Origin of the sequence: Diaphorobacter limosus, from assembly GCF_033100095.1 — a bacterium.
Lineage (GTDB): Bacteria > Pseudomonadota > Gammaproteobacteria > Burkholderiales > Burkholderiaceae_C > Alicycliphilus > Alicycliphilus limosus.
On the sequence record NZ_CP136921.1, the window covers coordinates 2,622,054 to 2,646,129 of the forward strand.

Annotated in this window: 23 protein-coding genes; 7 read left to right on the plus strand and 16 right to left on the minus strand. The window is 67.6% G+C overall.

Annotated features, from left to right (window positions below):
- Positions 1 to 3 precede the first annotated feature (3 nt).
- The 8 genes from P4826_RS12690 to mnmG all read right to left on the minus strand — a co-directional run bounded on the left by P4826_RS12690 (position 4) and on the right by mnmG (position 9,712).
- Entirely contained in the window at positions 4 to 675 is a 672-nt protein-coding gene (locus P4826_RS12690) for an exosortase H-associated membrane protein (RefSeq protein ID WP_317700738.1), read from the minus strand.
- Positions 676 to 689: 14 nt separating this feature from the next.
- On the minus strand, positions 690 to 1,286 hold the full coding sequence (xrtH, locus tag P4826_RS12695; RefSeq protein WP_317700739.1) for an exosortase H: 597 nt from the start codon (positions 1,284 to 1,286) through the stop codon (positions 690 to 692).
- Positions 1,286 to 1,858, minus strand: coding sequence for an RBBP9/YdeN family alpha/beta hydrolase (locus tag P4826_RS12700; protein WP_317700740.1), 573 nt, complete (start codon positions 1,856 to 1,858; stop codon positions 1,286 to 1,288). The genes xrtH and P4826_RS12700 overlap by 1 nt, the downstream gene beginning before the upstream one ends.
- Positions 1,859 to 2,021: 163 nt before the next feature.
- Positions 2,022 to 5,411, minus strand: coding sequence for an IPTL-CTERM sorting domain-containing protein (locus P4826_RS12705; protein ID WP_317700741.1), 3,390 nt, complete (start codon positions 5,409 to 5,411; stop codon positions 2,022 to 2,024).
- Between the two features lie 253 nt (positions 5,412 to 5,664).
- Positions 5,665 to 6,435 carry a ParA family protein gene (locus P4826_RS12710; RefSeq protein ID WP_317700742.1) on the minus strand — a complete coding sequence of 257 codons (771 nt, stop codon included), beginning with the start codon at positions 6,433 to 6,435 and terminating at the stop codon, positions 5,665 to 5,667.
- Positions 6,436 to 6,450: 15 nt separating this feature from the next.
- On the minus strand, positions 6,451 to 7,065 hold the full coding sequence (locus tag P4826_RS12715; RefSeq protein ID WP_317700743.1) for a LysE family translocator: 615 nt from the start codon (positions 7,063 to 7,065) through the stop codon (positions 6,451 to 6,453).
- Positions 7,066 to 7,103: 38 nt separating this feature from the next.
- Positions 7,104 to 7,760, minus strand: coding sequence for a 16S rRNA (guanine(527)-N(7))-methyltransferase RsmG (gene rsmG / locus P4826_RS12720; RefSeq protein WP_317700744.1), 657 nt, complete (start codon positions 7,758 to 7,760; stop codon positions 7,104 to 7,106).
- The gene (mnmG, locus tag P4826_RS12725; RefSeq protein ID WP_317700745.1) at positions 7,757 to 9,712 is read right to left on the minus strand and encodes a tRNA uridine-5-carboxymethylaminomethyl(34) synthesis enzyme MnmG; all 1,956 of its coding nucleotides are present in this window, start codon (positions 9,710 to 9,712) and stop codon (positions 7,757 to 7,759) included. The genes rsmG and mnmG overlap by 4 nt, the downstream gene beginning before the upstream one ends.
- Before the next feature lie 124 nt (positions 9,713 to 9,836).
- On the opposite strand from mnmG, the gene P4826_RS12730 reads away from it, so the two are divergent.
- From P4826_RS12730 to P4826_RS12745, 4 genes are all read left to right on the plus strand, one after another.
- A complete protein-coding gene (locus P4826_RS12730; protein WP_317700746.1) occupies positions 9,837 to 10,415 on the plus strand; it encodes an NADPH-dependent FMN reductase in 579 nt (192 codons plus the stop codon).
- A gap of 9 nt (positions 10,416 to 10,424) precedes the next feature.
- Entirely contained in the window at positions 10,425 to 10,718 is a 294-nt protein-coding gene (locus tag P4826_RS12735) for a YkgJ family cysteine cluster protein (RefSeq protein ID WP_317700747.1), read from the plus strand.
- A gap of 37 nt (positions 10,719 to 10,755) precedes the next feature.
- Positions 10,756 to 11,364 carry a glutathione transferase GstA gene (gstA, locus tag P4826_RS12740; protein ID WP_317700748.1) on the plus strand — a complete coding sequence of 203 codons (609 nt, stop codon included), beginning with the start codon at positions 10,756 to 10,758 and terminating at the stop codon, positions 11,362 to 11,364.
- Positions 11,365 to 11,430: 66 nt separating this feature from the next.
- On the plus strand, positions 11,431 to 12,543 hold the full coding sequence (locus P4826_RS12745) for an alkene reductase (RefSeq protein WP_317700749.1): 1,113 nt from the start codon (positions 11,431 to 11,433) through the stop codon (positions 12,541 to 12,543).
- Positions 12,544 to 12,577: 34 nt separating this feature from the next.
- Here P4826_RS12745 and P4826_RS12750 read toward each other — a convergent pair whose 3' ends face one another.
- A complete protein-coding gene (locus tag P4826_RS12750) occupies positions 12,578 to 14,416 on the minus strand; it encodes a sensor histidine kinase (protein WP_317700750.1) in 1,839 nt (612 codons plus the stop codon).
- A gap of 63 nt (positions 14,417 to 14,479) precedes the next feature.
- Here P4826_RS12750 and P4826_RS12755 point away from each other — a divergent pair, with 63 nt between their 5' ends.
- Positions 14,480 to 15,181: a response regulator gene (locus P4826_RS12755; protein WP_317700751.1), complete on the plus strand. Its 702-nt coding sequence runs from the start codon at positions 14,480 to 14,482 to the stop codon at positions 15,179 to 15,181.
- A gap of 4 nt (positions 15,182 to 15,185) precedes the next feature.
- Here the strand turns inward: P4826_RS12755 and P4826_RS12760 are convergent, their stop codons facing one another.
- The 7 genes from P4826_RS12760 to P4826_RS12790 all read right to left on the minus strand — a co-directional run bounded on the left by P4826_RS12760 (position 15,186) and on the right by P4826_RS12790 (position 23,217).
- Positions 15,186 to 15,524: an HdeA family protein gene (locus tag P4826_RS12760; protein ID WP_317700752.1), complete on the minus strand. Its 339-nt coding sequence runs from the start codon at positions 15,522 to 15,524 to the stop codon at positions 15,186 to 15,188.
- A 72-nt stretch (positions 15,525 to 15,596) separates the two neighbouring features.
- Positions 15,597 to 16,154 (minus strand): DUF1269 domain-containing protein, encoded by a 558-nt coding sequence (locus tag P4826_RS12765; RefSeq protein ID WP_317700753.1) that lies wholly within the window; start codon positions 16,152 to 16,154, stop codon positions 15,597 to 15,599.
- A 27-nt stretch (positions 16,155 to 16,181) separates the two neighbouring features.
- Positions 16,182 to 16,997 (minus strand): 3-hydroxybutyrate dehydrogenase, encoded by an 816-nt coding sequence (locus tag P4826_RS12770; RefSeq protein ID WP_317700754.1) that lies wholly within the window; start codon positions 16,995 to 16,997, stop codon positions 16,182 to 16,184.
- Between the two features lie 151 nt (positions 16,998 to 17,148).
- On the minus strand, positions 17,149 to 18,312 hold the full coding sequence (locus P4826_RS12775) for a patatin-like phospholipase family protein (RefSeq protein ID WP_317700755.1): 1,164 nt from the start codon (positions 18,310 to 18,312) through the stop codon (positions 17,149 to 17,151).
- A 21-nt stretch (positions 18,313 to 18,333) separates the two neighbouring features.
- Complete coding sequence (locus tag P4826_RS12780) at positions 18,334 to 18,837, minus strand: hypothetical protein (RefSeq protein ID WP_317700756.1); 504 nt, start codon at positions 18,835 to 18,837, stop codon at positions 18,334 to 18,336.
- A 358-nt stretch (positions 18,838 to 19,195) separates the two neighbouring features.
- Positions 19,196 to 20,854, minus strand: coding sequence for a methyl-accepting chemotaxis protein (locus tag P4826_RS12785; RefSeq protein ID WP_317700757.1), 1,659 nt, complete (start codon positions 20,852 to 20,854; stop codon positions 19,196 to 19,198).
- A 119-nt stretch (positions 20,855 to 20,973) separates the two neighbouring features.
- Positions 20,974 to 23,217, minus strand: coding sequence for a heavy metal translocating P-type ATPase (locus P4826_RS12790; protein ID WP_317700758.1), 2,244 nt, complete (start codon positions 23,215 to 23,217; stop codon positions 20,974 to 20,976).
- Between the two features lie 144 nt (positions 23,218 to 23,361).
- On the opposite strand from P4826_RS12790, the gene P4826_RS12795 reads away from it, so the two are divergent.
- Positions 23,362 to 23,559: a heavy-metal-associated domain-containing protein gene (locus tag P4826_RS12795; RefSeq protein WP_317700759.1), complete on the plus strand. Its 198-nt coding sequence runs from the start codon at positions 23,362 to 23,364 to the stop codon at positions 23,557 to 23,559.
- The gene (cueR, locus tag P4826_RS12800; RefSeq protein WP_317700760.1) at positions 23,556 to 23,987 is read left to right on the plus strand and encodes a Cu(I)-responsive transcriptional regulator; all 432 of its coding nucleotides are present in this window, start codon (positions 23,556 to 23,558) and stop codon (positions 23,985 to 23,987) included. The genes P4826_RS12795 and cueR overlap by 4 nt, the downstream gene beginning before the upstream one ends.
- Positions 23,988 to 24,076: the final 89 nt, after the last annotated feature.

Here is a 24,076-nt window from a genome sequence, read left to right on the forward strand (position 1 = left end):
AATCTAGGCCGATGGCCACACTGCGCGGCGTGTGGACTGTTTCCAGTCATGCGCAAATGCGCTGAAAAACTTGCCATCGAGCAACAACCACACCAGCACCGGCACCAGCGTTGGCACGACCAGCACGCCAAACTGGTAACCGTACACGATGGCCTCCAGCTGCCACTGCTCTATTCTGAGCGTGCGGATATTGAATTGGCTGGCGCTCGCCAACTCCATCAGCAAATACATCACCAGGCTGAAACTTTGGAATGGCAGCAGCAGCACATAGCCCAGGCCCAGGCGCCAGAGCCGGCCCGGCGCGCGCCTGACCGCCCAGGCGGCAAACAGCAGCGCACCCAGTATCGGCAGACCGAACGCATAGCGCCCCGGGTTGGCCTCCAGCAGAACCTCGGCGCGGTGACCACCCGAGTTCGGCACGACAATCTCGACCGTGGTGTCCACCGCGATCTTGCCAGGCTGCTTGTCAACGCTGCGTATCCACATGGGGGTGGATTGCTCCAGCACCGTGTGCGAAAGCACCGCCACCGGGTACGACAGCCAGGGCGACAGCTTGACCCACGCCAGCATCAGAACGATGAAGCCGCCGATGGCGATCAGCGCAAAGCGCGTGACCGCCTTGCGCCGGGGCTGGTTTTGCGGCGCCGCGCCGTGTTGTGCGTTGTCATCCGCCATCAAATGCCTCTCCATCAGCGCGGCGACAGATCCAGCGAGCTGCTGACCGCGCCCTTGCCCGGGTTGCCGCGTGGCGCCACGGGCAGTACCGGCGGCGCGGGTGGCTGTTCTGGCGGGTCGGACTCTTCGGGCCGGCTTCTGACCACCACGCGCACCCACAGCAGCCACACCACCAGCACGTCGAGCATGATCAGGCCCTGCCAGAGATATTCGTGGGCAAAGTTGAAAACGTCGGTGCGCCACTGCCCCAGGTAAAACAGGCTGATCACGCGCAGGACATTCACCCCCTGCACCGCGGCAAAGCCGGCAACGATGCCTATCACCTTGTGCCGCCAGGACGCCGGGTAGGCCATGATGGCGGCAAACAGCACGATGCAGGCCTCAATACCATTGCAGCCCGGCTCTATCGAGACGCCAAAGCCGGAGACCGTGTTCCAGAGCACCTTGCCAGCCGCCGCCGCGGTGGTGTCGAACCACAGCACCAGATGGGCACAAACGCGCGCCAGCAAGGCCGTCCACGGCAACACCAGGTGCTGCTGTACCCAGCCAAGCATGTTCAGGCCGAAGAGCGACATCTGCCAGGCCAGGAAGATCAGAAAGAAACGCAGCATCAGCCCTGCTCCTTCTGCTGCTCTTGCTCCAGGCCTGGCGCCAGCAGCTGCAGCAGCAGCGCCTGCCCCTGGGGCCAGGCGCCCAGGCCCGATTCGGCATTGATATGCCCGAGCGCGCCGCCATCGACAAGGCGCGCCCCCCAGTCTGCCGCCAGGGCGCCGGCGCGTTCGAAGCTGCAATAGGGATCGTTGTGGCTGCCCACCAGCACCGCAGGAAACGGCAACGCCTGGAGCGCAATGGGCGCCCAGCCGCGGATCTGCGTGGCCAGGTCGGGCCGCTCCACATCACCCGGCGCCACGAGCAGCGCGCCGCGCACCTTGTGTGCGTGGTGCGTGTGCGCCGCCCACCAGGCCACCAGGATGCAGCCCAGGCTGTGCGCCGCCAGCACCACCGGGCCGGGCGCGTCGGCCACCACCTCTTCCAGCCGCGCAGTCCAGTCGCCGCGCAGCGGGCGCATCCAGTCATGCTGCTGCACGCGCTGGTAGCCATGCAGGCGCTCCCATTCAGTCTGCCAGTGGCCAGGGCCGGAGTTCTGCCAGCCGGGCAGGAGCAGTACGCTGGATGGATTCATTACTATGATATTTGTAGCTGTTTGCGCTTTACCAATGCGCGCTAACGGCCAATTTGATTGAGATTCACGGCGGTATTTTGCCGTATTCCACAAAGCACATCGCCGCCGCCATGCCCTGACGGGCGAGGCGGCGGCGATGCAGAGAGCGGCAAGCCTGCGGCGCTTACATCCGGCGGCGTGATTGCTTGGGCATGCGGTGCAGGGCAAATGCGCCCAGGAGCATCGACAGGATGATCAGGCCCCATTCGGACAGCGTGGGGATGGCCGCCGTTTGCGGGCTGCCCGCGCTCTTGGTCGCCGTGGAGGAGTTGTTGCCGCTCACCGGGTCGCCTGGCATGTCCACCGTGGCGGTGTTGCTGATGGTGGCGGCGCCCGTGTAGGGGCTGTCAACCCGCACGCGCAGGGTGAAGGCGGTGGATGCCCCGGCGGCCAGATTGGGGACGACGCACACCACCTGGCGCGGGCCTGCGGCATACGAGCAACCTGGTGCCGACACAAACGTCAGGCCTGCAGGGAGTGTGTCGGTGACCTGCGCACCATGGGCAGGCACCACGTCCCGGCCACTGCCGGCTGCCTGGTGGTTGGTCACCGTGAGGGTGTAGTCAAACTCGGTGCCCGGCAGTGCCTGGCCTGTGCTGGTCGTCTTGCTGATGCCCAGGTCGATAGTGCTGCCAAGCGGCGGCGCGGTGCGGTTCGTGGTGGTGTCTTCGTCCACCAGATTGTTCGAAGCCTCACGCTCCGTTTCATCGACCTTGACTTCGACGTGATTGCGCTGCGTACCGGCATAGGCGCCGGCCACGGTGATGCTTTCGGCGCGCATCTTGTACTTGATCTGAATGCTATTGCCCGCCGCCACGCCGATCGTCGGGAAGTTGCATTCCAGCGTACCGCTGAGGTCGCCAATCGCCGGCACCGTGGTGCAGTAGTTGGTCACATTCGCCGTTGGCACCGGGGTGCCGGCAATGCTGATGGCCAGATCGCCCTGATAGCTGAAGCGCGCCGTGGGCGTGCTGCCCGCTGCCGGGAAGGTGTCGGTGACCACCAGGTTGGTGGCAATCGACGGCCCCACGTTGGTGGTGGTGATGGTGTACTCCGTCACCCCACCCAAGGGTACCGGGTCAGCGCTGTCGGTCTTGTGAACCAGGATGTCCAGATCCGCGGCCGTCACCGTGGCGTCGGCAAAGTTCGAGTTATTCGACAGATCGGTTTCAGTGACGTCGTTGGTCACATTCACCACGTTGTGGATGGTCGTGCCCAACGCTGCCTTGAGCGGGCGCAGCCGGAAGGTTGCGGTGTATTGCGTGTTCCGGGGTATCGTCGGCCAGGTGCATTCGATGGTGCCGGTGGTGGCGCCGTCGGCGGGTGCGGTGCAGGTTCCGCCGTTGGTCGCCGTCGCAGTGCCCAGCATCGCCGTGTTGGCGGGCAGCACGTCGGTGATCTTGACGTTGCTCGCCTGCGAAGGGCCGTTGTTGCGTGCGGTAACCACGTACACCAGCGGCTCGCCCACCTTCACGGGGTTGGGCGTCACGGTCTTGGCCACCGTCAAATCCACCAGTGGGGTGACGTCGCTGGAGATGGTGACCGAATTGTTGTTTCGGTCCGGATCACCCACGTCTGGAGAGGTCACGCTTGCCATGTTGCCGCGGCTGAGGATGGTGGAGCCGGTGTTGTCGGGGCGCACGGTGATGTCCACCGTGGCTGATCCACCGGAAGCCAGCGCCCCCAGGTTGCACGAAACAGTGGCGGACCCCACATTGGCAGGTGCTGACGGTGTGCAACTGCCCTGGCTGGGGGAGATGGATGCCAAACCTGGCGCACCTGCACTGCTCAACAGATTGCTCAGGGCGTCGGTGACGGTGACATTGGTTGCGGCATTAGGGCCGGCGTTGCTCACCGTCAGGCGATAGGTCAGCGGCTGGCCGACAACCACTGTGCCAGAGGCCGATTTGGTGATGGACAGATCGGCGCTGGTGCCGGTGCTGGTGTTGTTGACGTTGGCGCAATCATTGACGACGTTGGGGTCGGCAGGCCCGGTGCCCGTCAAAGCGACGCAGACGTTGTTGGTCAACGAGCCGGTACCCGTGTGCTGAACAGGTACGGTGATGGAGGAGGTGCTGCCCGAAGCCAATGGACCGCTACGCGTACAGGTCACCGTGACCCCCCCTGCCTGCGGAAAGCTGGCGCCACCAGATGAATTGCAGGCCCAACCCGACCCGCTTGGCAATGCATTGAGTTGCATGCCTGCGGGAATGACTTCAGTCACCGTCATGGTCTGGCCAGCCGCAACGGAGACCGGGCCATTGTTGCGTGCGGTGATGACCCAGTTGTAGGCTTGTCCCGGCAGTACCGGCGCGATGCTGGGGGCTTTGTTGATCGACAGGTCGGCATCGTTGCTGCCCGTGACGGTGACGGTGCTGCTGCTGTTGTTGCCTGACACCGGATCCGTCTGGCCTGCCGGCAGCGTGACGGTGCCCACGTTATTGTTGGCACCCAGGCCAACCGTGGCGTTCAAGGTGATTGCCGGCAGATTGGAGAATGGTTGGCCGGTGTAAGTACCTGAGTAGGTACAGGTCAACGTGGGCGCGGCAAATGCGCAGTTCCAGGGTGCAGCGGCGCTGTGGCTGACATAGGTCAGGCCAGCCGGCAAGGTGTCGGTGACCACGATGTTGCTGGGGTTCACCCCTCCCCGGCGGGTTGCCTGCAGCGTGAATGCCACCGGCGCTCCAACCGCGACCGTACCGGATGGGTTGGCGCTCTTGGTAAGGGCCATGTCGGTGCCGCTTGAGAAGGGCACGTTCACCAGGGCGGTATTGTTTGCCAGGTCGGCATCCTGGAAGTTGGAGCCCACGCCAAAACTGGCCGACACCGTACCGTCCAGGTTTCCAACGGCAGGAACGGTAATGGCGGGGAAACTGTTGCCCGTGGGCAAGGCGTCATTGCGGTCACAGGTGATGGTGCCCGAACTGCGCGGGTAGGCGCCCGCGGGTGCGATGGAGCAGGCCCAGCCCGCCCCGGTGGGTATGGCGGTAATCGTGGATCCGGATGGCACGCTGAACGTGACCTTGGGCGACTGCCCCGCGGGCAGGCCATCGGGGCCATTGTTGTTTACGTTGACGGTGTAGGCATAAGGCGTGCCTGCCACCGCTCCGCCGCCCGCATTGTGGCTTGCAGTCACCTGCAGGTCAGCGGCGGCCACGGCCGTGATGTTGCGCGTCAGCGAGTTGTTGGCGTTGTTGCTGTCGGTGGACGTTGTTGAAACCGATGCATTGTTGGGCCACACTGCGGCAGTGGGCAGAACCAGCCGCAGAGTCACGGTGCGCTGCCCGGCATTGGGCACATCGGCCGCCCAGGTACATTCATAGGGTGCCGAAGTAGTGCAAACGCCACTGTCCGTGGCGCTCATGCTGACAAAGGTCGAGCCCGGCGGAATCACGTCCGTCAACTTCACGCCCTGGGCGGCATCTGGCCCATTGTTTCTCAACACCACGGTCACCGTGGCCGTGCCACCGGCAGGCACGGGATCCGGGGCCACGGTGTGTTGCGACAGCACCATGTCGGCGGCCGCATGCACCCCGCCCGCAGCACACAATAACGGGGCGGCCAACCATGCACCCCACCTGCGGGGCATACGCCAATTGGTAGAACTTTGTTTGATGGACATCAGCAGGATCAGCGAAAGGTTGATGGACGAAGCGCCCGATTTGCGCGGCGACAAATTAGTTACCGAACCTTACCAAACATCCCTGCTGGTGATTTCAATCGCAAACGCAATTGACAATTCTTTTATATTCCCCGTAGGAAAAACGCTACATCCGCCGAATGCGCTCGACCATCTCGTGGGCAAAGTCCACAAAGGCCTTGCTGCCGCGGGCCCCAGGGTCGAACACCACGCCGGGCAGGCCGTAGCTCGGCGCCTCGGCCAGGCGCACGTTGCGCGGGATGACGGTGTCGAACACCTTGTCGCCAAAATGGTCCTTGAGCTGGGCGCTGACCTGGCTTTGCAGCGTGATGCGCGGGTCGAACATGACGCGCAGCAGGCCGATGATCTGCAGGTCGCGGTTCAGGTTGGCGTGCACCTGCTTGATGGTGTTGACCAGATCCGTCAGGCCTTCGAGCGCGAAGTACTCGCACTGCATGGGCACGATGACACCGTTGGCGCTGCACAGACCGTTGAGCGTCAGCATGGATAGCGACGGCGGGCAGTCGATGAGCACGAAGTCGTAGTCCTGATCCACCTCGGCCAGCGCCGCCTTGAGGCGCTTTTCACGGTGCTCCAATGGCACCAGCTCGACCTCGGCGCCGGCCAGTTCGCGGTTGGCGCCCAGCACGTGGTAGCCGCATTGTTCGGCCAGCACGGCAGCCTCCCTGATGGAGGCGGATTCGAGCAGCACGTCGTACACGCTGAGCGCCAACGCGCGCTTGTCCACGCCCGAGCCCATGGTGGCATTGCCCTGCGGATCCAGATCCACCAGCAGCACGCGCTGGCCGATTTTGGCCAGCCCGGCGGCGAGGTTGACGGAGGTAGTGGTCTTGCCAACGCCACCCTTTTGGTTGGCAATGCAGAAGATCTTGGCCATGCAGTCCCGTCCGGTTTACTTGGAGATGGCCAGCTTGACGCCAAAGCCGATAAGGAAAACGCCCGCCAGCTTCTCCAGCGTGCGCACCACCGTGGGGTTGGCGCGCATGCGCTCGGCCATGTGCTGGGTCAGCAGCACCACCACCAGGCAATACAAAAAAGTGAGTACGGCGATGGTGGCCGCCATGGCGGCGAAGGTCACCAGCCCACGGTGCGTCGCCGGGTTCACGAACAAGGGGAAGAAGGCCATGTAGAACACGATGGCCTTGGGGTTGAGCAGCGTGATCACCGCCCCCTGGCGAAAATAATGTCGCGGCTTGATGTTCACGACCGGCGCCTGGCCGGGCTTGGCGGTAAGCATCTTGTAGCCCATCCAGCCCAGGTACGCCGCGCCCAGCCATTGCACGGCCGCAAACGCCGCCGGGTAGGCCGCCAGCAGGCCAGCCACGCCGGCCACGGCCAGCCACATCAGTGCCTGGTCTGCCGCAATGACCCCGAAGCATGCAGCCATGCCGGCGCGCACCCCACCCTTGGCCGTCGAGGTGATGATTGCCAGGTTGCCCGGCCCGGGAATCGCCAGAAACAACACGATGGCGGCGACGAAAGCGCCGTAGTCAGCAATGCCAAACATGGGAAGAGCGCTGCGAGCGAAGAAGGAAACGCTCGAGTTTAAGCGACGGGTCGCAGCCAGACGATGCAGCGCTCTGCCTGCAAACCCGGAACTGTGAGCTGTTCCACGTGAAACACCTGTACGTCACCGGGCAGCGCGTCGATCTCGTCCTGCGGGTGCCGCCCCTTCATGGCCAGCCACACGCCATGTGGCGCCAGCGCCTGGCGCGACCAGGCGGTGAAGTCCGCCAGCGCGGCGAAGGCGCGGCAGCTCACAACGTCGAACGGGCCATCCAGGTTTTCCACCCGGGCATGCAGGCCGTGCAGGTTTGACAGTTGCAGCGCCGCTGCCGCGTGCTGGATGAAGGCCGCCTTCTTGGCCACGGTATCCACGCAACTCACGTCCAGGCCCGGGCCGCAGATGGCAAACACCACCCCCGGCAGGCCGCCGCCGCTGCCCACATCCAACAGGCGCGGCGCGGCGCCGCCCTGCCCCGCCGCCAGATGGCGCTGCAGCGGCGCCACGGCGGCCAGGCTGTCGAGCAGGTGGTGCGTCAGCATTTCCTCGGTGTTGCGCACGGCTGTCAGGTTGTAGACCTTGTTCCACTTTTGCAGCAGGCCCATGAAGTCCAGCAGCTTGACGCGCTGCGTCTCGTCAAGCGCCAGGCCCAGAGCCTGGCAGCCGGCGTGCAGCCGCTCCCCCAGTTCCGCGCTCATGCCGCAACCTCTGTGGCAAAGCCCTTGAAGCCGCCCTTTTTCAGATGCACCATGAGCAGCGAGATGGCAGCCGGCGTCACGCCCGCAATGCGCGAGGCCTGGCCCAGCGTCTCGGGGCGGTACTTCTGCAGCGCCTGGCGCACCTCAATGGACAGGGCCGCCACCTGCATGTAGTCCAGATCATCGGGCAGGCACAGCTTCTCGAAATGCGCGGCGCGCTGCACCTCGTCCTTTTGCCGGTCTATGTAGCCGGAATACTTGGCGGCAATCTCCACCTGCTCAACCACCGGCGCGCTCAGATCGCCCAGGGTTTCACGTGAAACAGCACTGCTGGCGTACTTGCCACCGTCCAGGCTCATGAGGCTGGCGTAGCCCACGTCCGGGCGGCGCAGCAGGTCGAACAGGTTGTACTCATGCTCTATGGCCTTGCCCAGCACGCGCTCGGACTCGGCCGCGGCGAGGATGCGCGGGTTCACCCAGGTGGCTTTCAGGCGCTCGGTTTCACGTGAAACCGCATCGCGTTTGCGGCTGAATGCATCCCAGCGCGCGTCGTCCACCAGGCCCATGCGGCGCCCGGCCTCGGTCAGGCGCATGTCGGCGTTGTCCTCGCGCAGCTGCAGGCGGAACTCGGCACGGCTGGTGAACATGCGGTAGGGCTCGGTCACGCCCTTGGTGATCAGGTCATCGACCAGCACGCCCAGGTAGGCCTCATCGCGCGCCGGCAGCCAGGGCGCCTGGCCGCGGCATTGCAGGGCGGCATTCAGGCCGGCAAACAGGCCTTGGGCGGCGGCCTCCTCGTAGCCCGTGGTGCCGTTGATCTGGCCGGCAAAAAACAGGCCCTGGATCGCCCGCGTCTCGAAGCTGCTCTTGAGCGCACGCGGGTCAAAGTAGTCGTACTCGATGGCGTAGCCCGGGCGCAGGATATGGGCGTTCTCCAAACCCTTCATGCTGCGCACCAGCGCCAGCTGGATGTCGAACGGCAGGCTGGTGGAGATGCCGTTGGGGTAGAACTCGTGCGTGGTCAGCCCCTCGGGCTCCAGGAAGATCTGGTGGCTCTCCTTGTCGGCAAAGCGGTTGATCTTGTCCTCCACGCTGGGGCAATAGCGCGGGCCCACGCCCTCGATCTTGCCGGTGAACATGGGGCTGCGGTCAAAGCCGCTCTTGATGATCTCGTGGGTGCGCGCGTTGGTGTGCGTGATCCAGCAGGGCACTTGGCGCGGGTGCATGGCCCTGCTGCCCATGAAGCTGAACACCGGCACCTGGCCCTCGTTCACGCCACCGGGCATGCCGTCGCCGGGCTGCTCTTCGCACTGGGCAAAGTCGATGCTGCGTCCGTCGATGCGCGGCGGCGTGCCGGTCTTGAGGCGCCCCTGGGGCAGCCGCAGCTCTTTGAGCCGCGCCGACAGGGAGACGGCCGGCGGATCCCCTGCCCGCCCGGCCGCATAGTTGTTCAGGCCGACATGAATCTTGCCGTCCAGGAAGGTGCCGGCCGTCAGCACCACGGTGCGGGCGCGGAACTGCAGGCCAATCTGCGTGACGGCGCCCACCACACGGTCACCCTCCACCATCAAGTCGTCCACCGCCTGCTGGAACAGCCACAGCTTCGGCTGGTTCTCCAGCATGCGGCGAATCGCCGCCTTGTACAGGATGCGGTCGGCCTGCGCCCGCGTGGCGCGCACCGCCGGGCCCTTGCTGCTGTTCAAGATGCGGAACTGGATGCCTGCCTCGTCGGTGGCCAGCGCCATGGCGCCGCCCAGCGCGTCCACCTCTTTCACCAGATGGCCCTTGCCAATGCCGCCAATGCTGGGGTTGCAGCTCATCTGCCCCAGTGTCTCGATGTTGTGCGTGAGCAGCAGCGTGGCGCAGCCCATGCGCGCGGCGGCCAGCGCGGCCTCGGTGCCGGCGTGGCCACCGCCGACGACGATGACATCAAATTCCTGGGGGTACAGCATGAGGGGGCTCGGTGACGGGAAAACCCGCAATTTTCCCATCTTTGCCACAGCCCTGCCCGGTTGCGATGTTTCACGTGAAACCCTCGCCGCAGTCCGGCACGGTGGCTGTGCTCCAATCCACCCCATGAAACTACTCGTCTTCGCGGGCAGCACCCGCCAACAATCGTTCAACCGGCGCCTGGCGCGCATCGCCGCCGATCTGGGCCGCGAGGCCGGCGCCGAGGCCACCTTGCTGGAGTTGTCGGAGCTGGACATCCCCATGTACAACGCCGATCTGGAGGCACGCGGAACCCCTGCCGACGTGATCCGGCTCAAGGAAGTTCTGGACGCGCACCCTGCCTGGATCATCTGCTCGCCCGAATACAACGGCAGCTACACCGGCCTGCTGAAGAACACCATAGACTGGGCCTCCAGCCCCGTGGCCGGCCACCCGGTGTGGACCGATGTGACGCGCCCCTTCGCCGGCAAGGTGGTGGGGGTGCTGAGCGCCTCCAACGGCGCACTGGGCGGCCTGCGCTCGCAAAGTCACCTGGCACCCATGCTGGTCAACCTGGGCTGCTGGCTGGCGCCGCGCAACTACGCACTGGCGCGCGCGGCCAGCGCCTTCGATGAGCATGGCCAGCTCACCGACGCAGCCCAGCGCGAGCAGGTGCGCGGCGTGGTGGAGCAGGTGCTGTGGGCGGCACGGCGGCTCACCGATTGAGTCTTGGTCATGGACTGCCGCCCCGGCTGCGGCGCCTGCTGCACCGCGCCGTCCATCTCGTCGCCGATTCCGGGCATGCCGGACGGCAAGCCGGCAGGCGTACCCTGCGTACAGCTCGACGAACAGCTGCGCTGCCGCCTCTTCGGCCAGCCCGAGCGCCCAGAGGTTTGCCGTTCGCTGCACCCGCATGCACAGATGTGCGGCGACTCACGCCAGGAAGCCGAGGCCTATCTTCTGCGGCTGGAGCAGTTAACCCTGCCCGCTGATCCGCCTACCCCTGCAAGGACGGCGCACAAGGCATAGGATCGACAGGTTTCGTCAACCACAGGAGAACCACCGAATGAAGCTGTACTACTCCCCCGGCGCCTGCTCGCTCTCGCCCCACATCGTGCTGCACGAAGCCGGCCTGGCCTACGAGCCGGTGCTGGCCAGCACCAAGACGCACCAGCTGGCCGACGGCACGGATTTCTACACCATCAACCCCCTGGGCTATGTGCCGGTGCTGGAGCTGGACGACGGCACCCGCCTGCGCGAAGGCCCGGCCATCGTGCAATACCTGGCCGACCAGGCGCCGCACAAAAACCTGGCACCAGCCCATGGCACGCTGGGCCGCTACCGCCTGCAGGAGTGGCTGACCTTCATAGGCACCGAGATCCACAAGAGCTTCAGCCCGCTCTTCGTGCCCAGCACGCCCGAGGATTACAAACCCCAGGTCAAGCAACGGCTGCTGGCACGCCTGCAATGGGTGGATAGCGAGCTCGCCGGCAAACCCTATCTGATGGGCGAGCAGTTCAGCGTGGCCGATGCCTATCTGTTCACCGTAACCAACTGGGGGCAGTACGTCGGCCTGGACATTTCACAGCTGAAAAACCTCGTCGCCTACCGCGAACGCATTGCCGCCCGCCCAGCCGTGCAGGCGGCAATGAAGGCCGAAGGCCTGCTGAAGTAAGTGCCCCACCGGCCCCTGTTTCACGTGAAACAGGGGCCTTTGTCTTTCCCCTCTGCCGCCACACGCATGACCACCTTGTTTGATCCCATCCGGGCTGGAGACCTGCATCTGGCCAACCGCATCGCCATGGCGCCGCTGACGCGCAACCGCTCGCCGCAGGCGGTGCCGGGCGACATGGCGGTCACCTACTACGCCCAGCGCGCCAGCGCCGGTCTGTTGATCACCGAGGCCACGGCCATCAGCCAGCAGGGCCAGGGCTATTCCGATGTGCCAGGCCTGTACGACAGCGAGCAGCTGCAGGGCTGGAAGAAAGTCACCCAGGCCGTGCATGCCCAGGGCGGCAAAATCGTCACCCAGCTCTGGCATGTGGGGCGCGTGTCGCACTGCAGCCTGCAGCCGGGCAACGCCGCACCCGTGGCGCCATCGGCCCTGCGCGCCCAGGCCAAGACCTATGTGGTGGATGCCGCCACCGGCCAGGGTCAGTTTGTGCCCACATCGTCCCCGCGCGCGCTGAAGGCCCAAGAGCTGCCCGACATCGTGCACCACTATGCCGCCGCGGCGCGCAATGCCGTGCACACTGCCGGGTTTGACGGCGTGGAGCTGCACGGCGCCAATGGCTATCTGCTGGACCAGTTCCTCAAGGACGGGGCCAACCAGCGCCGCGACGACTACGGCGGCGCCATTGCCAACCGTGTACGCCTGACGCTGGAAGTCGTGCGCGCCGTGGTCGAGGCCGTGGGTGGCGGCCGCGTGGGCATACGCCTGTCGCCGGTTACTCCATCCAACGACATTTATGACAGCCATCCGCAACCACTGTTCGAACACCTGGCGCAACAGCTGGCGCCCCTGGGCCTGGCCTATCTCCACGTGATCGAGGGCTCGACCGGCGGCCCGCGCGAGATCGCTGACCGCCCCTTCGACTACGCCGCCTTCAAGGCCGCCTACCGCAATGCCGGCGGGCGCGGCGCCTGGATGGTGAACAACGGCTATGACCGCGCCCTGGCCCTGCAGGCCGTGGCCAGCGGCCATGCCGACATGGTGGCCTTTGGCCGGGCCTATATTGCCAACCCCGACCTGGTGCTGCGCCTGCACCGTGACGAGCCACTGAACGAATGGGATCGAACCACCTTCTACGGCGGCGGCGCCAAGGGCTATATCGACTACCCCGCCCTCGGGTAGCAGCGACGGTTGCCACGCGCGCGTAGGAGCGGCTTCAGCCGGCAAAGTCCAGCTGCACGCGGCAGCCCTGCCCCGGCGCGCTGTCTATATGCAGCGTGGCGCCCAGCTGCTGGGCCTGTTCGCGCAGGCCGACGAGTCCGAAATGGCCATCCGGTATAGCGCCGGGGTCAAAGCCGCAGCCATCGTCGCGCAGCACCAGCCGCCAGGGCGCGGGGGCGTCGCCACCGGCATCGGGCGCATCCAGGGGCGCCAGCGACAAGCTCACCTGATGCGCCCCGGCATGGCGCTCCACATTGCGCAGCGCCTCGCGCGCCATGGCCAGCACCATGGCGGCGCGCTCGTCCACCAGGTCGGCGGCGGCGGCATCGATATGCGCCTCCACCTGCGCTGCGCTGCGCTCGGCAAAGCGCTGCAACAAGGCCTGCAGTTCGGGCCCCAGGCCGTTGTCGTGCACGCCGGCGTCGCGCATCTGGCCTATGGCCGCGCGCGCCTCCGCCAGGCCGCTGGCGGCCAGGGTTTCGGTGTCCGCCAGCTCGGCATCCAGCTGTTCGCGGCTCCAGCTTGGGCCCAGCTTGCGCATCAGGCGGATCTGCGTCAGCAGCGCCATCAGCGAATGCGCCAGCGTGTCATGCAGGCCGCGCGCCAGGCGCAGGCGCTCGCGCGTCACGGCCGCATGGCGCGCATCCTGCGCCAGCCGCTCGATGCGCGCGGTGCGCGCCGCCACGCGCGCGTCCAGATCGGCGTTGAGCCGGGTCAGCGCGGCCTTCTCGTCCTGCCAATGGCCAATCAGCTGGGCCAGCGTCACGCCGATGACGTGCACCTCATCGCGCCCGGTGGGGATGTCCACGGCCTGGCGCCGGCCCTGGCCTACCTGCTGCGCCTGGCGCGCCAGCGCGTCCAGCCGGCGCAGCAGCCAGCGCGCCACCACCACGGCCGCCAGCGCCGCCAGCAGGCCCACGACCAGCACGCCCATCAGCACCGCCCGGTGCGTCTGCCGTGCCGGCGCCAGCGCCTGCGCGGCCGCCTCGCGCACCCACAGCTGCCAGACGGCCTCGGGGCTGGCCTGCCCTGCCCCGGCATCGGCCGCAGGCGCCGCGCTGGCATGGCCCAGCAGATAGCGGCCGGCGGCGCTCAGGTCACCGCCCGGGGGCAGCGCGCGCGCCGATGCTGGCCCGGCCAGCACCTGGCCACCAGGGCCGGTCAGCAGCAGCTCCACCGGCGTGCCATCACCGATGGCGCGCAGCTGCGCATCCAGCTCGGCCTGCAGCCACAGCCAGGGCAACTGCGCCAGCAGCACGCCCGGGGCGGCGCCCTCGCGCGCCATCATGGGCACGGCCAGCACCAGCGTGTCCAGCGCCCCTTGTGCATGGCTGCGGTGCAGCACCACCACCGGCGCCAGGCGCGCGCGTGCCAGCCAAGCCTGGCCCGGCAGCAGGTCGGCGTCCTGCAACGCGGCCGTGGCCGCCAGCCAGCGGCCCTGGCCGTCGATGGCGCCCAGCCAACCCAGCTCGGGCTGCTGGATCTGCAGCGCGGCCAGCCGCGCCTGCCAGTCGGCACCACGCTCGGGCTGCAGCGGCCATTGCGCGGCCGTGGCGCGCATGGCCGCCAGGCGCAGCTGCAGCTGAGTCAGCAGCGCATCGGCGGCCTGGTTGGCGGTCTGCTGCAGGCGCACCCTGGCGGCGGCTGCCACCTGGCGCTCGGCCTCGCTGGCAGCCCATTCGGCGGCCAGCAGCGCACCCACGACCACCAACGAGAACATGGCCCAGCCCAGCGCCGCGGCAAAGTGGCGCCACGGGTTCAGGCGCCGCCACCAGGGCTCGCGCGGCGGCGGCACGCCATCGGGGTCGGTGGGCTGGATTAAGCTGCGGCGCATGCGAGACAAGGTCTATCCGATCGAGGCATTGTGCGGCAGCCACGCCGCCAGGAGGCAATGGCCATGAACCCAGACACCGATACCCCGCTGCGCCTGCTGGTGGTCGATGACCAGCCCATCATCCGCCGCGGCCTGGCGCTGATGCTGGGCGCCGAGCCGGGCATCCGCGTGGTGGGCCAGGCCGCCGACGGCCAGGAGGCGCTGGACCTGGCCCTGGCACTGCACCCCGACGTGGTGCTGATGGACCTGCAGATGCCGCACATGGGCGGCGTGGCCGCCACGCGCCAGATCACCCAGGCGCTGGCGCAGACGCGGGTGGTGGTGCTGACCACCTTTGACGACGACGAGCGCGTGTTCGAGGCCGTGCTGGCCGGCGCCCAGGCCTATCTGCTCAAGGACGCGACCGAGGCCGAGCTGCTGGAGACCGTGCGCGCCGTGCACCGCGGCGAATCGCGCCTGTCGCCCACCGTGGCGCGCAAGGTGCTGAACCAGTTCCGCGCCCTGGCGCAGGCCGTGGCCGCGCCGCCCGGGCCGGCGCCGGACAAGCCCGCGCCACCGACCGCTGACCTGGCACAGGAGCCGCTGACGGACAAGGAAGAGCGCGTCTTGACGCTGCTCGCCGAGGGCCTGCCCAACCGCGAGATTGCGGCGCAGATGTTCCTGGCCGAGGGCACCATCAAGAACTACGTCAGCCGCATCATGGAGAAGCTGCATGCGCGCAACCGCACCGAGCTGGCCGTGCTGGCGGCCGGTCGGCACGAGTGAGCCTTTATTTCTTGGCCTTCGCCTTGCCCTTCTCCGAGGCCATGCTGCTCTGCATCACATGGTCGTAGGCCGACTTGCTCAGGTTGAGCTTGCAGAACTCGTCGAGCTCGGGCTGTATGGTCTCCGTGCCCTCGATGTCCAGGATCGCGTCGCGCTTGCCCTTGGCGCCATGGCCGACGGCGTAGTAGATGAACTTGGGCTTGATCGTCTCATCCAGTGCCAGATAGTCCTGGCAAGTGGTCTTGACGACGGGCTGGGCCGCCGCCGGGGCCGCGGCATGGGCCATGGACATGCCGGCGCCGAACACCAGGGCCAGGGCGGACAGGGTGGGAATGACTTTCATCGCGAACTCCTTGATGCATGAAAACAGCGGGGCCTGCACAGCGACCTAGCGCCCCCGCGATGCGCTAAATAGTCAAGCCTGGGCGCCGGCCAGTCCATGGCTTTGCACCTCGGTGCCGCCGGCCTCGGCCAGCAGTTGCTGCACGCGCGGCGCCTCGTCCTCGGTGCAATGCACGGACACCAGGAAGGCGTCGGCCTTCAGGGCCTCCTCGTAGCGCACCACCGAGTTCCTGGGTATGCCCAGGCCGGTGAGCGCGCCCACCAGGGCCGAGGCGCCGCCGGCCAGCACCGCGCCCTCGATGCCGCCAACCAGCATCGAGGCCAGCGGCCCCAGCACCACCAGCGACCCGACCACGGGAACGAAGAAAAAGCCCGAGCCCACCAGCAGCCCCGCCAGGCCGCCCCAGAAGGCGCCGTACCTGCCGAAGTACCAGGCGCGCTCGCCGACGTTGACAAAGCCGGCGGCCTGCTCCTCGCTGTGGTAGTTCTTGCCGATGATGGAGATGGCCGGCAGCGCGATGCCGGCAGCGGCCAGCTGGCGCACGGCGGCGTCGGCGCCCTCGTGCATGCCGAACAGCCCGAGCACGATCTGGTTGCCCAGGGCCTTGGTGTCAGTGTTGGATGAAGTCATGACGGTCTCCGGTCGCTGTGGATGCAATCACTGCATGAACCAGCCATGGCTCACCACCAGCGACTGGCCGGTGAGCGCATTGCTGGGGAAGGCGGCAAAGGTCAGGGCCACCTGGGCCACGTCGTCCACGGTGGTGAATTCGCCATCCACGGTGTCCTTGAGCATCACGGTCTTGACCACCGCGTCCTCGCTGATGCCCAGCTCCTGCGCCTGCTCGGGGATCTGTTTTTCAACCAGCGGCGTGCGCACAAAGCCCGGGCAGATCACGTTGCTGCGGATGTTGTGCGTCGCGCCCTCCTTGGCGATGACCTTGGCCAGGCCCTCCAGGCCATGCTTGGCGGCCACGTAGGGACTCTTGAGCTTGGAGGCCTCCTTGGAGTGCACCGAGCCCATGAACAAAATGCTGCCGCCACGGCCCGAGGCGATCATCTGCCGCACCGCCGCGCGCGAGGTGAGAAAGCCGCCGTCCAGATGCACGGCAATCAGCTTCTTCCAGTCGGCAAACTGGAAGTCCTCGATGGGCGCGACGATCTGGATGCCGGCGTTGCTCACCAGGATGTCCACCGCGCCCAGGGCGTTTTGCACCTGCGCGAAGCCGGCGTCCACCGCCGCCTCGTCGGTCACGTCCATGGCCACCGCCAGGGTCTTCACGCCGCGCAGCGCAATCGCCGCGGCCGTGGCCTGGGCCTCCTGCAGCTTCAGGTCGGCAATGACGATGTTGGCGCCGGCGTCGGCAAACACCTCGGCGATGCGCTTGCCTATGCCGCTGGCCGAGCCGGTGACCAGCGCCGTCTTGCCCTTGAGGCTGAGCGTGGTGCTGGCATGTACTGCTGTGTTGTTCATGGTGCTCTCCTGTATTTGTGAACGAAAACCTGCGCTAGCGCTTTCCTGACAAGCGCAAACAGCTATTGTTTTGATAGTCACCCAGGCGGGTGGGCAGGGTGCACGCCGTCCGCCAGCCTGGCCCAGGCCTGGGCGCGTACTTGGCTGATGTTCATGGCTTGCCCTCCTGGTGCAGCGGCGGCAGGGTGCGCGCGTCGCTGGCGTCGGGTTCGTGGTCGAAGACGCGAAATTCGCCGGGCCGGGCCGGCCCGCTGTGCGCCAGCAGCTGCAGCGAGGCGCCCATGTCGGCGCTGCCGGCCTGCCAGTGCTCGACCATGGACAGGCGCGAAAACTCATAGTCCTTGGTCTGCGTCTCGTAGCTCTTGCGCCGGTGGATGACATGCACCAGCGTGATCGGCGCGTCTGTGGTGCCGGCCAGCAGCGCCTGCACCTCGGCGCTGGCGCGCTGCTCGGGCGGCAGATGCTCGGCAAGCGCGCGCAGGCGCTGGTGCAGCAGGTGGCGATCACGCACCTGGTCGCTGACCAGGCGCGTACGGCTGGAAAAGCGGATGTCCTTCTGGCGCTCCTCGGTGTCGGCCAGCGTCTCCGGCAGCTTGCCGCGGGCGCGGAACAGGTCGATCTGGAACACCGTCACCGGCCGCTCGCTGCTGCCTTCCAGCTGGTTCATCACATAGGTCAGCGGGGTGTTGGAGACCAGGCCGCCGTCCCAGTACCAGCGCTGGCCTATGGGCACGGCGCCAAAGCCCGGCGGCAGCGCGCCGCTGGCCATCACATGCTCGGGGCCGATGCGCTCGCGCCGGTTATCGAAATAGGTGAAGTTGCCGCTTTGCACGTCCACCGCGCCCACCGAAAAGCGCATCGCGCCGCTGTTGAGGTAGCCAAAATCGACCAGCTCCAGCAGCGTCTCGCGCAGCGGCGTGGTGTCATACCAGCTGGCCGGCGGCTGCGGCCACCAGGCGATGAGCGGGCGCGGCGTGAAAAAGCCCGGCACGCCCAGGCTGGCGCCCCACAGGGCCATGGCATCGTCCCACCAGCTGCGCACGGACGAGAGCAGCTGCGCATCGGGGCGCACCGGCAGCATCAGGCTGACGCGCTCCCAAAAGGCATGCAGGCGCTGCACGCGCCGCCCGGGTGGGTTGCCGGCGATCAGCGCCGCGTTGATGGCGCCAATCGAGATGCCCGCCACCCAGTCCAGGTCTTGCGACCAGCGATCCAGCGCCTCAAACGCGCCGGCCTGGTAGGCGCCCAGCGCCCCGCCGCCCTGCAGCACCAGGGCGCTCAAAGGCGCCGGGCCGGTCTGTGTGCGACGGGGCATGTCAAGCACTCCCACGGCGTTTCAGATAGCCCAGTGGAAGTTGGCATCCAGGCCCTTGGGGCCCACATGCACCATGCGCTCCAGCCGGTTGCCCTTGTAGCTGGCGGTGACGCGGTAGTCGCCCTGGGGCAGCTGCACATAGGTCATGGGGCCGGCGTCCTTCAGGCGCAGCACCAACTGGCCGGCCTTGTCAAAGACCTTGAGCTGCACGCCGGCGACGAATTCGTTGTCCGACCGGTCCGAGAACGTCATGCGCAGCCGCCAGTGGTGCGCGTCCTGGTGCATGCGCGCCTGCTCGTCCTTGCCAATGCCGCCGTTCAGGTACAGCGTGCCCGGCACCAGTTCGAACAGCGTGACGTCTTCCTCCACGATCACCGGCTGGCCGGCCTTGGCCTGGCCGGATGTTGCCGGGGCCGCGGCCGGCCCGGCAGCCCAGCCGGGCAGGGCCATGGTGGCGCCCAGGGCCAGGGCCATGGCGCTGGCGGCGACGTGCCTGAGGGTGCGGCGGTATTTGGCGGTAGTCATGGTGCACTCCTTGTTCAAGCCCCCGAGGGGATGCCCGTGATCGGTCACCAGGCATGGAATGCACGATAGGCCCGGGGCGCGCCCGCGCACAGTGCCAAAGGTCACGCCGTGGCGGTGGCGCAGGTCACTTTCGGCGCCGGCACGCTGTGCGGCGGCTTTACTCCCTCTCCCTCTGGGAGAGGGTGGGGGTGAGGGCTCGCGGCCCAGTCTGAGATATGTTTTTTGTCAAGAAAAAAGTGGTTCCAGCGCCCGTCCAACAAGCGCCAACAGCTATGAATTACGGAGTAAAAAAAGCGCACCCGAGGGTGCGCCAAGAGGGGACTGCTGCGCTGGCCCGGGCCAGCGCCATGATTCGTCGTCAGGCCATCCCCAGGCGGGGCCGTGCGGTCTGCCCGGACTGGGCCGGGGCCAGCGCGATGGCGCCCGGCTGCTGCGCCGCCGCGCCCCGCGCCCCGTCCGCCAGCCGGAACTGCTGCACCACCTGCGACAGCCGCGCTGCCTGTTCGCGCAGCGAATCGGCGGCGGCGGCGGATTCTTCCACCAGGGCGGCGTTCTGCTGCGTCATGCGGTCGATCTCGGCCACCGAGGCGTTCACCGCGCCTATGCCGCTGGCCTGCTCGCTGGCGGCGGAGTTGATCTCGCCAATGATGTCGGTCACGCGCTGCACGCTGCCGACGATCTCCTGCATGGCGGCGCCGGCGTCCTCCACATGGCGCACGCCACCGTCCACGGCCTGCACGCTGGACTGGATCAGGCCCTTGATCTCGCTGGCCGCCTGGGCGCTGCGCTGCGCCAGAGAGCGCACCTCGCCGGCGACCACGGCAAAGCCGCGGCCCTGCTCGCCGGCGCGCGCCGCCTCGACGGCGGCGTTCAGCGCCAGGATGTTGGTCTGGAAGGCGATGGAGTCGATCAGGCCGATGATGTCGCCGATCTTGTGGCTGGAGGCGGCGATGTCGCGCATGCTGGCCACGGCCTGCTGCACCACCTGGCCGCCGCGCGTGGCCTGGCCCGAGGCCGATGCCACCAGCTGGCTCGCCACCTGCGAGGAAGACGCCGTCTGCTGCACCGTGGTGGTCAGCTGCGACAGCGCGGCCACGGCCTGCTGGGCGTTGCTGGCGGTCTGCTCGGTGCGTGCCGACAGATCCTGGTTGCCGCTGGCGATCTCCTGGCTGGCCACCGAGATGTTGCCCCCGGCATCGCGCACCTGGGCCACGATGGCGCCCAGGCCAGCCTGCATGTCCAGCAGCGCGCGCTGCAGGTCGGCGGCCTCGTCGCGGCCCTCGACCGCCATGCGCCGCGACAGGTCGCCGCTGGCGATCGACTGCGCCAGGGCGCGCGCGGCCTCCAGCGGGCGGCAGATGGAGACCATGTTCAGCATCGTCGACGGCACCACCACCACCACGGTGATCAGCACCGCCAGGCCGAACAGCCACTGGGTCTGCTCGGCAATGCCGGCCTGGCGCGCAATGGCGCCATCGGCCTCGGCACCCAGGGCCTGGTCCAGCGCCTGCAGCTTCTGCGCCGCCTCGTCAAACTGCGCCACGGCCTTGGTGCTCATGCGGTTGGCAATGGTGGCCGAGTCGTAACCGCCCTCCTCCAGCTGGCGCGCCACATGGGCAAACTGCGCGCGGTAGCCGTCCAGCAGCCTGGCGATGTCCTGGGCCAGGGTTTGCGGCCCGGCCAGCCCCAAGCCTTCAAAGCCGGCCGCCAGGTCCTTGGCCCGGCCCAGGGCCGCCAGCCACTGGGCATGCGCGGCGCGCACGGCATCCACCTTTTCGTAGTGGATGATCATGTCCTTCTCGAGCTGGCGTATCTGGCCCATCTCGCCGCGCAGCTCGCCCAGCAGGCGCACGGCGGCATGGGGCTGGGCAACGAAGTCCTGGCTTGCCCCCTGGATGCGGAACATGCCCAGCATGCCCGCCCCACCCAGCAGCGCCAGCAGCAGCAGCACCACGCCAATGGCGCCCACCATGCGCATGCGAATCGAGAACCAGCGCATGAGCGCGTACATATCCATTGCTGTCTTCCTGTCGTTCAAGCGGCACTGGGTGCGGTGCCGGGGCGCCTATCTGCAACAAATTGCTGCAGATTATTGGCCAGATTGACAGTTGATTGACAAATTATTACTTGTGGCGATTACTTATCTGGCGACCAGCGCTTGAGCAACAAGGCATTCGTCATCACGCTCACCGAGCTCAGCGCCATGGCCGCGCCGGCCACCACCGGGCTCAGATAGCCCAGGGCCGCCAGCGGTATGCCGGCCACGTTGTAGGCAAAGGCCCAGAACAGGTTCTGCCGGATCTTGGCCACGGTGCGGTGCGAGATGTCCAGCGCCGCTGCCACCAGCGCCGGGTCGCCGCGCATCAGCGTCACGCCGGCGGCGTGCATGGCCACGTCCGTGCCGTTGCCCATGGCCATGCCCACGTCGGCGGCGGCCAGGGCCGGCGCGTCGTTCACGCCGTCGCCCACCATGGCCACGATCTGTCCATCTTTCTTCAAGGCCGTGACGACGGCCGCCTTGTCGCCGGGCAGCACCTCGGCCATGACTTCGCCGGCCTCGGGATCCAGACCCAGGCGGCGCGCCATGGCTTCGGCCGCGCCGCGGTTATCGCCCGAGATCATCACGCAGCGCACGCCCTGGGCCTTGAGCCGGGCCAGGGCCTCGCGCGCGCCCGGCTTGGGCTCGTCGCCAAAGGCCAGCAGAGCGCGCGCGGCCAATCCAACTGTTACCCGCTCGGCGACGGCGGACACGGTGGCGCCCTGCCCCTGCAGCGCGGTGGCATCGGCGGCCAGCGGGCCGAGGTCCACGCCCAGCTCCTGCATCCAGCGCAGGCTGCCGACCAGGTAGCTGCGGCCCGCGACCTCGCCCTCGGTGCCACGGCCGGGCACGGCGCGCACGCCCTCGGGCTGCCCAACGCTCAGGCCGCGCTCCTGCGCCGCGGCGACAACCGCGCGGGCCAGCGGGTGCTCACTGCCGCTTTGCACCGCGGCCACGGCGGCGAGAACGCCGGCCTCGTCCGAGCCTGGTTCCACGTGAAACGCCGTCAGCCGGGGCCGGCCCACGGTCAGCGTGCCGGTCTTGTCGAAGGCCACGGTGCGCACGCGGTGCGCGATCTCCAGCGCCTCGGCGTCCTTGATCAGGATGCCGTGCTTGGCCGCCACGCCCGTGCCGGCCATGATGGCCGCCGGCGTCGCCAGGCCGAGCGCGCAGGGGCAAGCGATGACCAGCACCGCCACGGCCCGTATCAATGCCGTCTCCACGCCCACGCCGGCCCACAGCCAGCCCAGCAGCGTGACCAGGGCGATGGCGATCACCGTGGGCACGAACACGGCAGACACCTGGTCCACCAGGCGCTGTATCGGCGCCTTGGCGGCCTGGGCGTCCTCCACCAGGCGGATGATGCGCGCCAGCACCGTCTCGCCGCCCACGGCCGTCACCTGCATAACGATGCGGCCATCGCCGTTGATGGAGCCGCCCGTGAGCTGGCCGCCGGCCTCGCGCGGCACGGGCAGGGGCTCGCCGGTCAGCATGGACTCGTCCACCTGGGTCTGGCCCTCGGCCACCAGCCCGTCCACGGGGATGCGCTCGCCGGGCCGCACCACCAGGCGGTCGCCGGCCATGACCTCGGCCACCGGCACGTCCACCTCGCCGTCACGGCCCAGCAGGTGCGCCAGCTCGGGGCGCAGCGCATGCAGGGCGCGGATCGCCGCCGTGGTCTGGCGCTTGGCGCGCGCCTCCAGCCATTTGCCCAGCAGCACCAGGGTGATGACCACGGCCGAGGCCTCGAAGTACAGGTGCGGCTCATGCCCAGGGTGGGCCGTCAGCCACAGCCACAGCGACAGGCCATAGCCCGCGCTCGTGCCCAGGGCCACCAGCAGGTCCATGTTGCCGGTCAGCGCCTTGGCCGCATGCCAGCCCGCCTTGTAAAAGCGCGCGCCCAGCCAGAACTGCACCGGCGTGGCCAGCAAAAACTGCGCCCAGGCCGGCAGCATCCAGTGCTGGCCGAACAGATCGCCGAACATGGGCAGCACCAGCGGCGCCGACAGCAGCAAGCCCACGGCCACGGGCATGAAGCCGGCCCAGGGCGACTGCTCCTGCGCCTCGCCCGCCTCCTGTTCGGCGGCGCTGCGCGGCTCGTAGCCGGCGTTGCGCACGGCGCGGCGCAGCACGGCGTCCATGCCGGGCGCCGTGGTCGGATCGTAGACGATGTGCGCGCGCTCGGTCGCCAGGTTCACCGTGGCGTCCTGCACGCCCGGCACCTTGCGCAGGGCGCGCTCCACGCGGCCCACGCAGCTGGCGCAGGTCATGCCGCCCACGCCCAGGTCCAGCGTGTCCGGGGTAGCGACCGATGCGGCCGATAAAAGAGAGGCAGTGGTCATTGCAACACCTGGTAATCAACAATGCTTGCCACCTTAAACCCTCACATCATGACAAAGTCAAGGGCATCATGAGGCGCTTGACTTTGACACCATGTCAGGCTTCATGATGAGGCCTCATTCATAGCCACCCCCGAAAGGATCACCATGCAATACCAGTTTCACGTCACCGGAATGACCTGCGGCCACTGCGAGCGCGCCGTGGTGCACGCCGTGCGCAACATCGACGAAGAGGCCATCGTCAAGGTAGACCTGCCCACGGGCCAGGTGACGGTGGAAAGCGACAAGGCACGCGACGTAATCGCCACCGCCATCCGCGAGGAAGGCTACCAGGTCGCCGCATGACCACCGCCGCCCCGGCCCGGGCCACCCAGCGCTGGCCGGTCGCCATAGGCCAGGCGGCCGAACGCGCGGGCGTGTCGCCGCGCATGGTGCGCCACTACGAGGGCCTGGGCCTGCTCAATGGCGTGGCGCGCACCGACAGCGGCTACCGCCAGTACAGCGAGGCCGACGTGCACACCCTGCGCTTCATCCGCCGCGCGCGCGACCTGGGTTTCTCGATGGAAGAAATCGCCCAGCTGCTGGGCCTGTGGCAGGACAAGGCGCGCGCCAGCGCCCAGGTCAAGCAGATCGCGCAAAGGCATATAGCCAACCTGTCCGAGCGCATCGCCGCCATGCAGGCCATGCAGCGCAGCCTGCAGGCGCTGGTCGGCTGCTGCCATGGGGACGAGCGGCCTGATTGCCCGATTCTGGACGACCTAGCGGCGAAGTAACGCCAAAAACAATAGCTGTTTACGCTTGATGCATAAGGGAAAAGGCCAAAATTAACTGATACTTTTGCGCCCCGTCGGCCTCGTGCCGG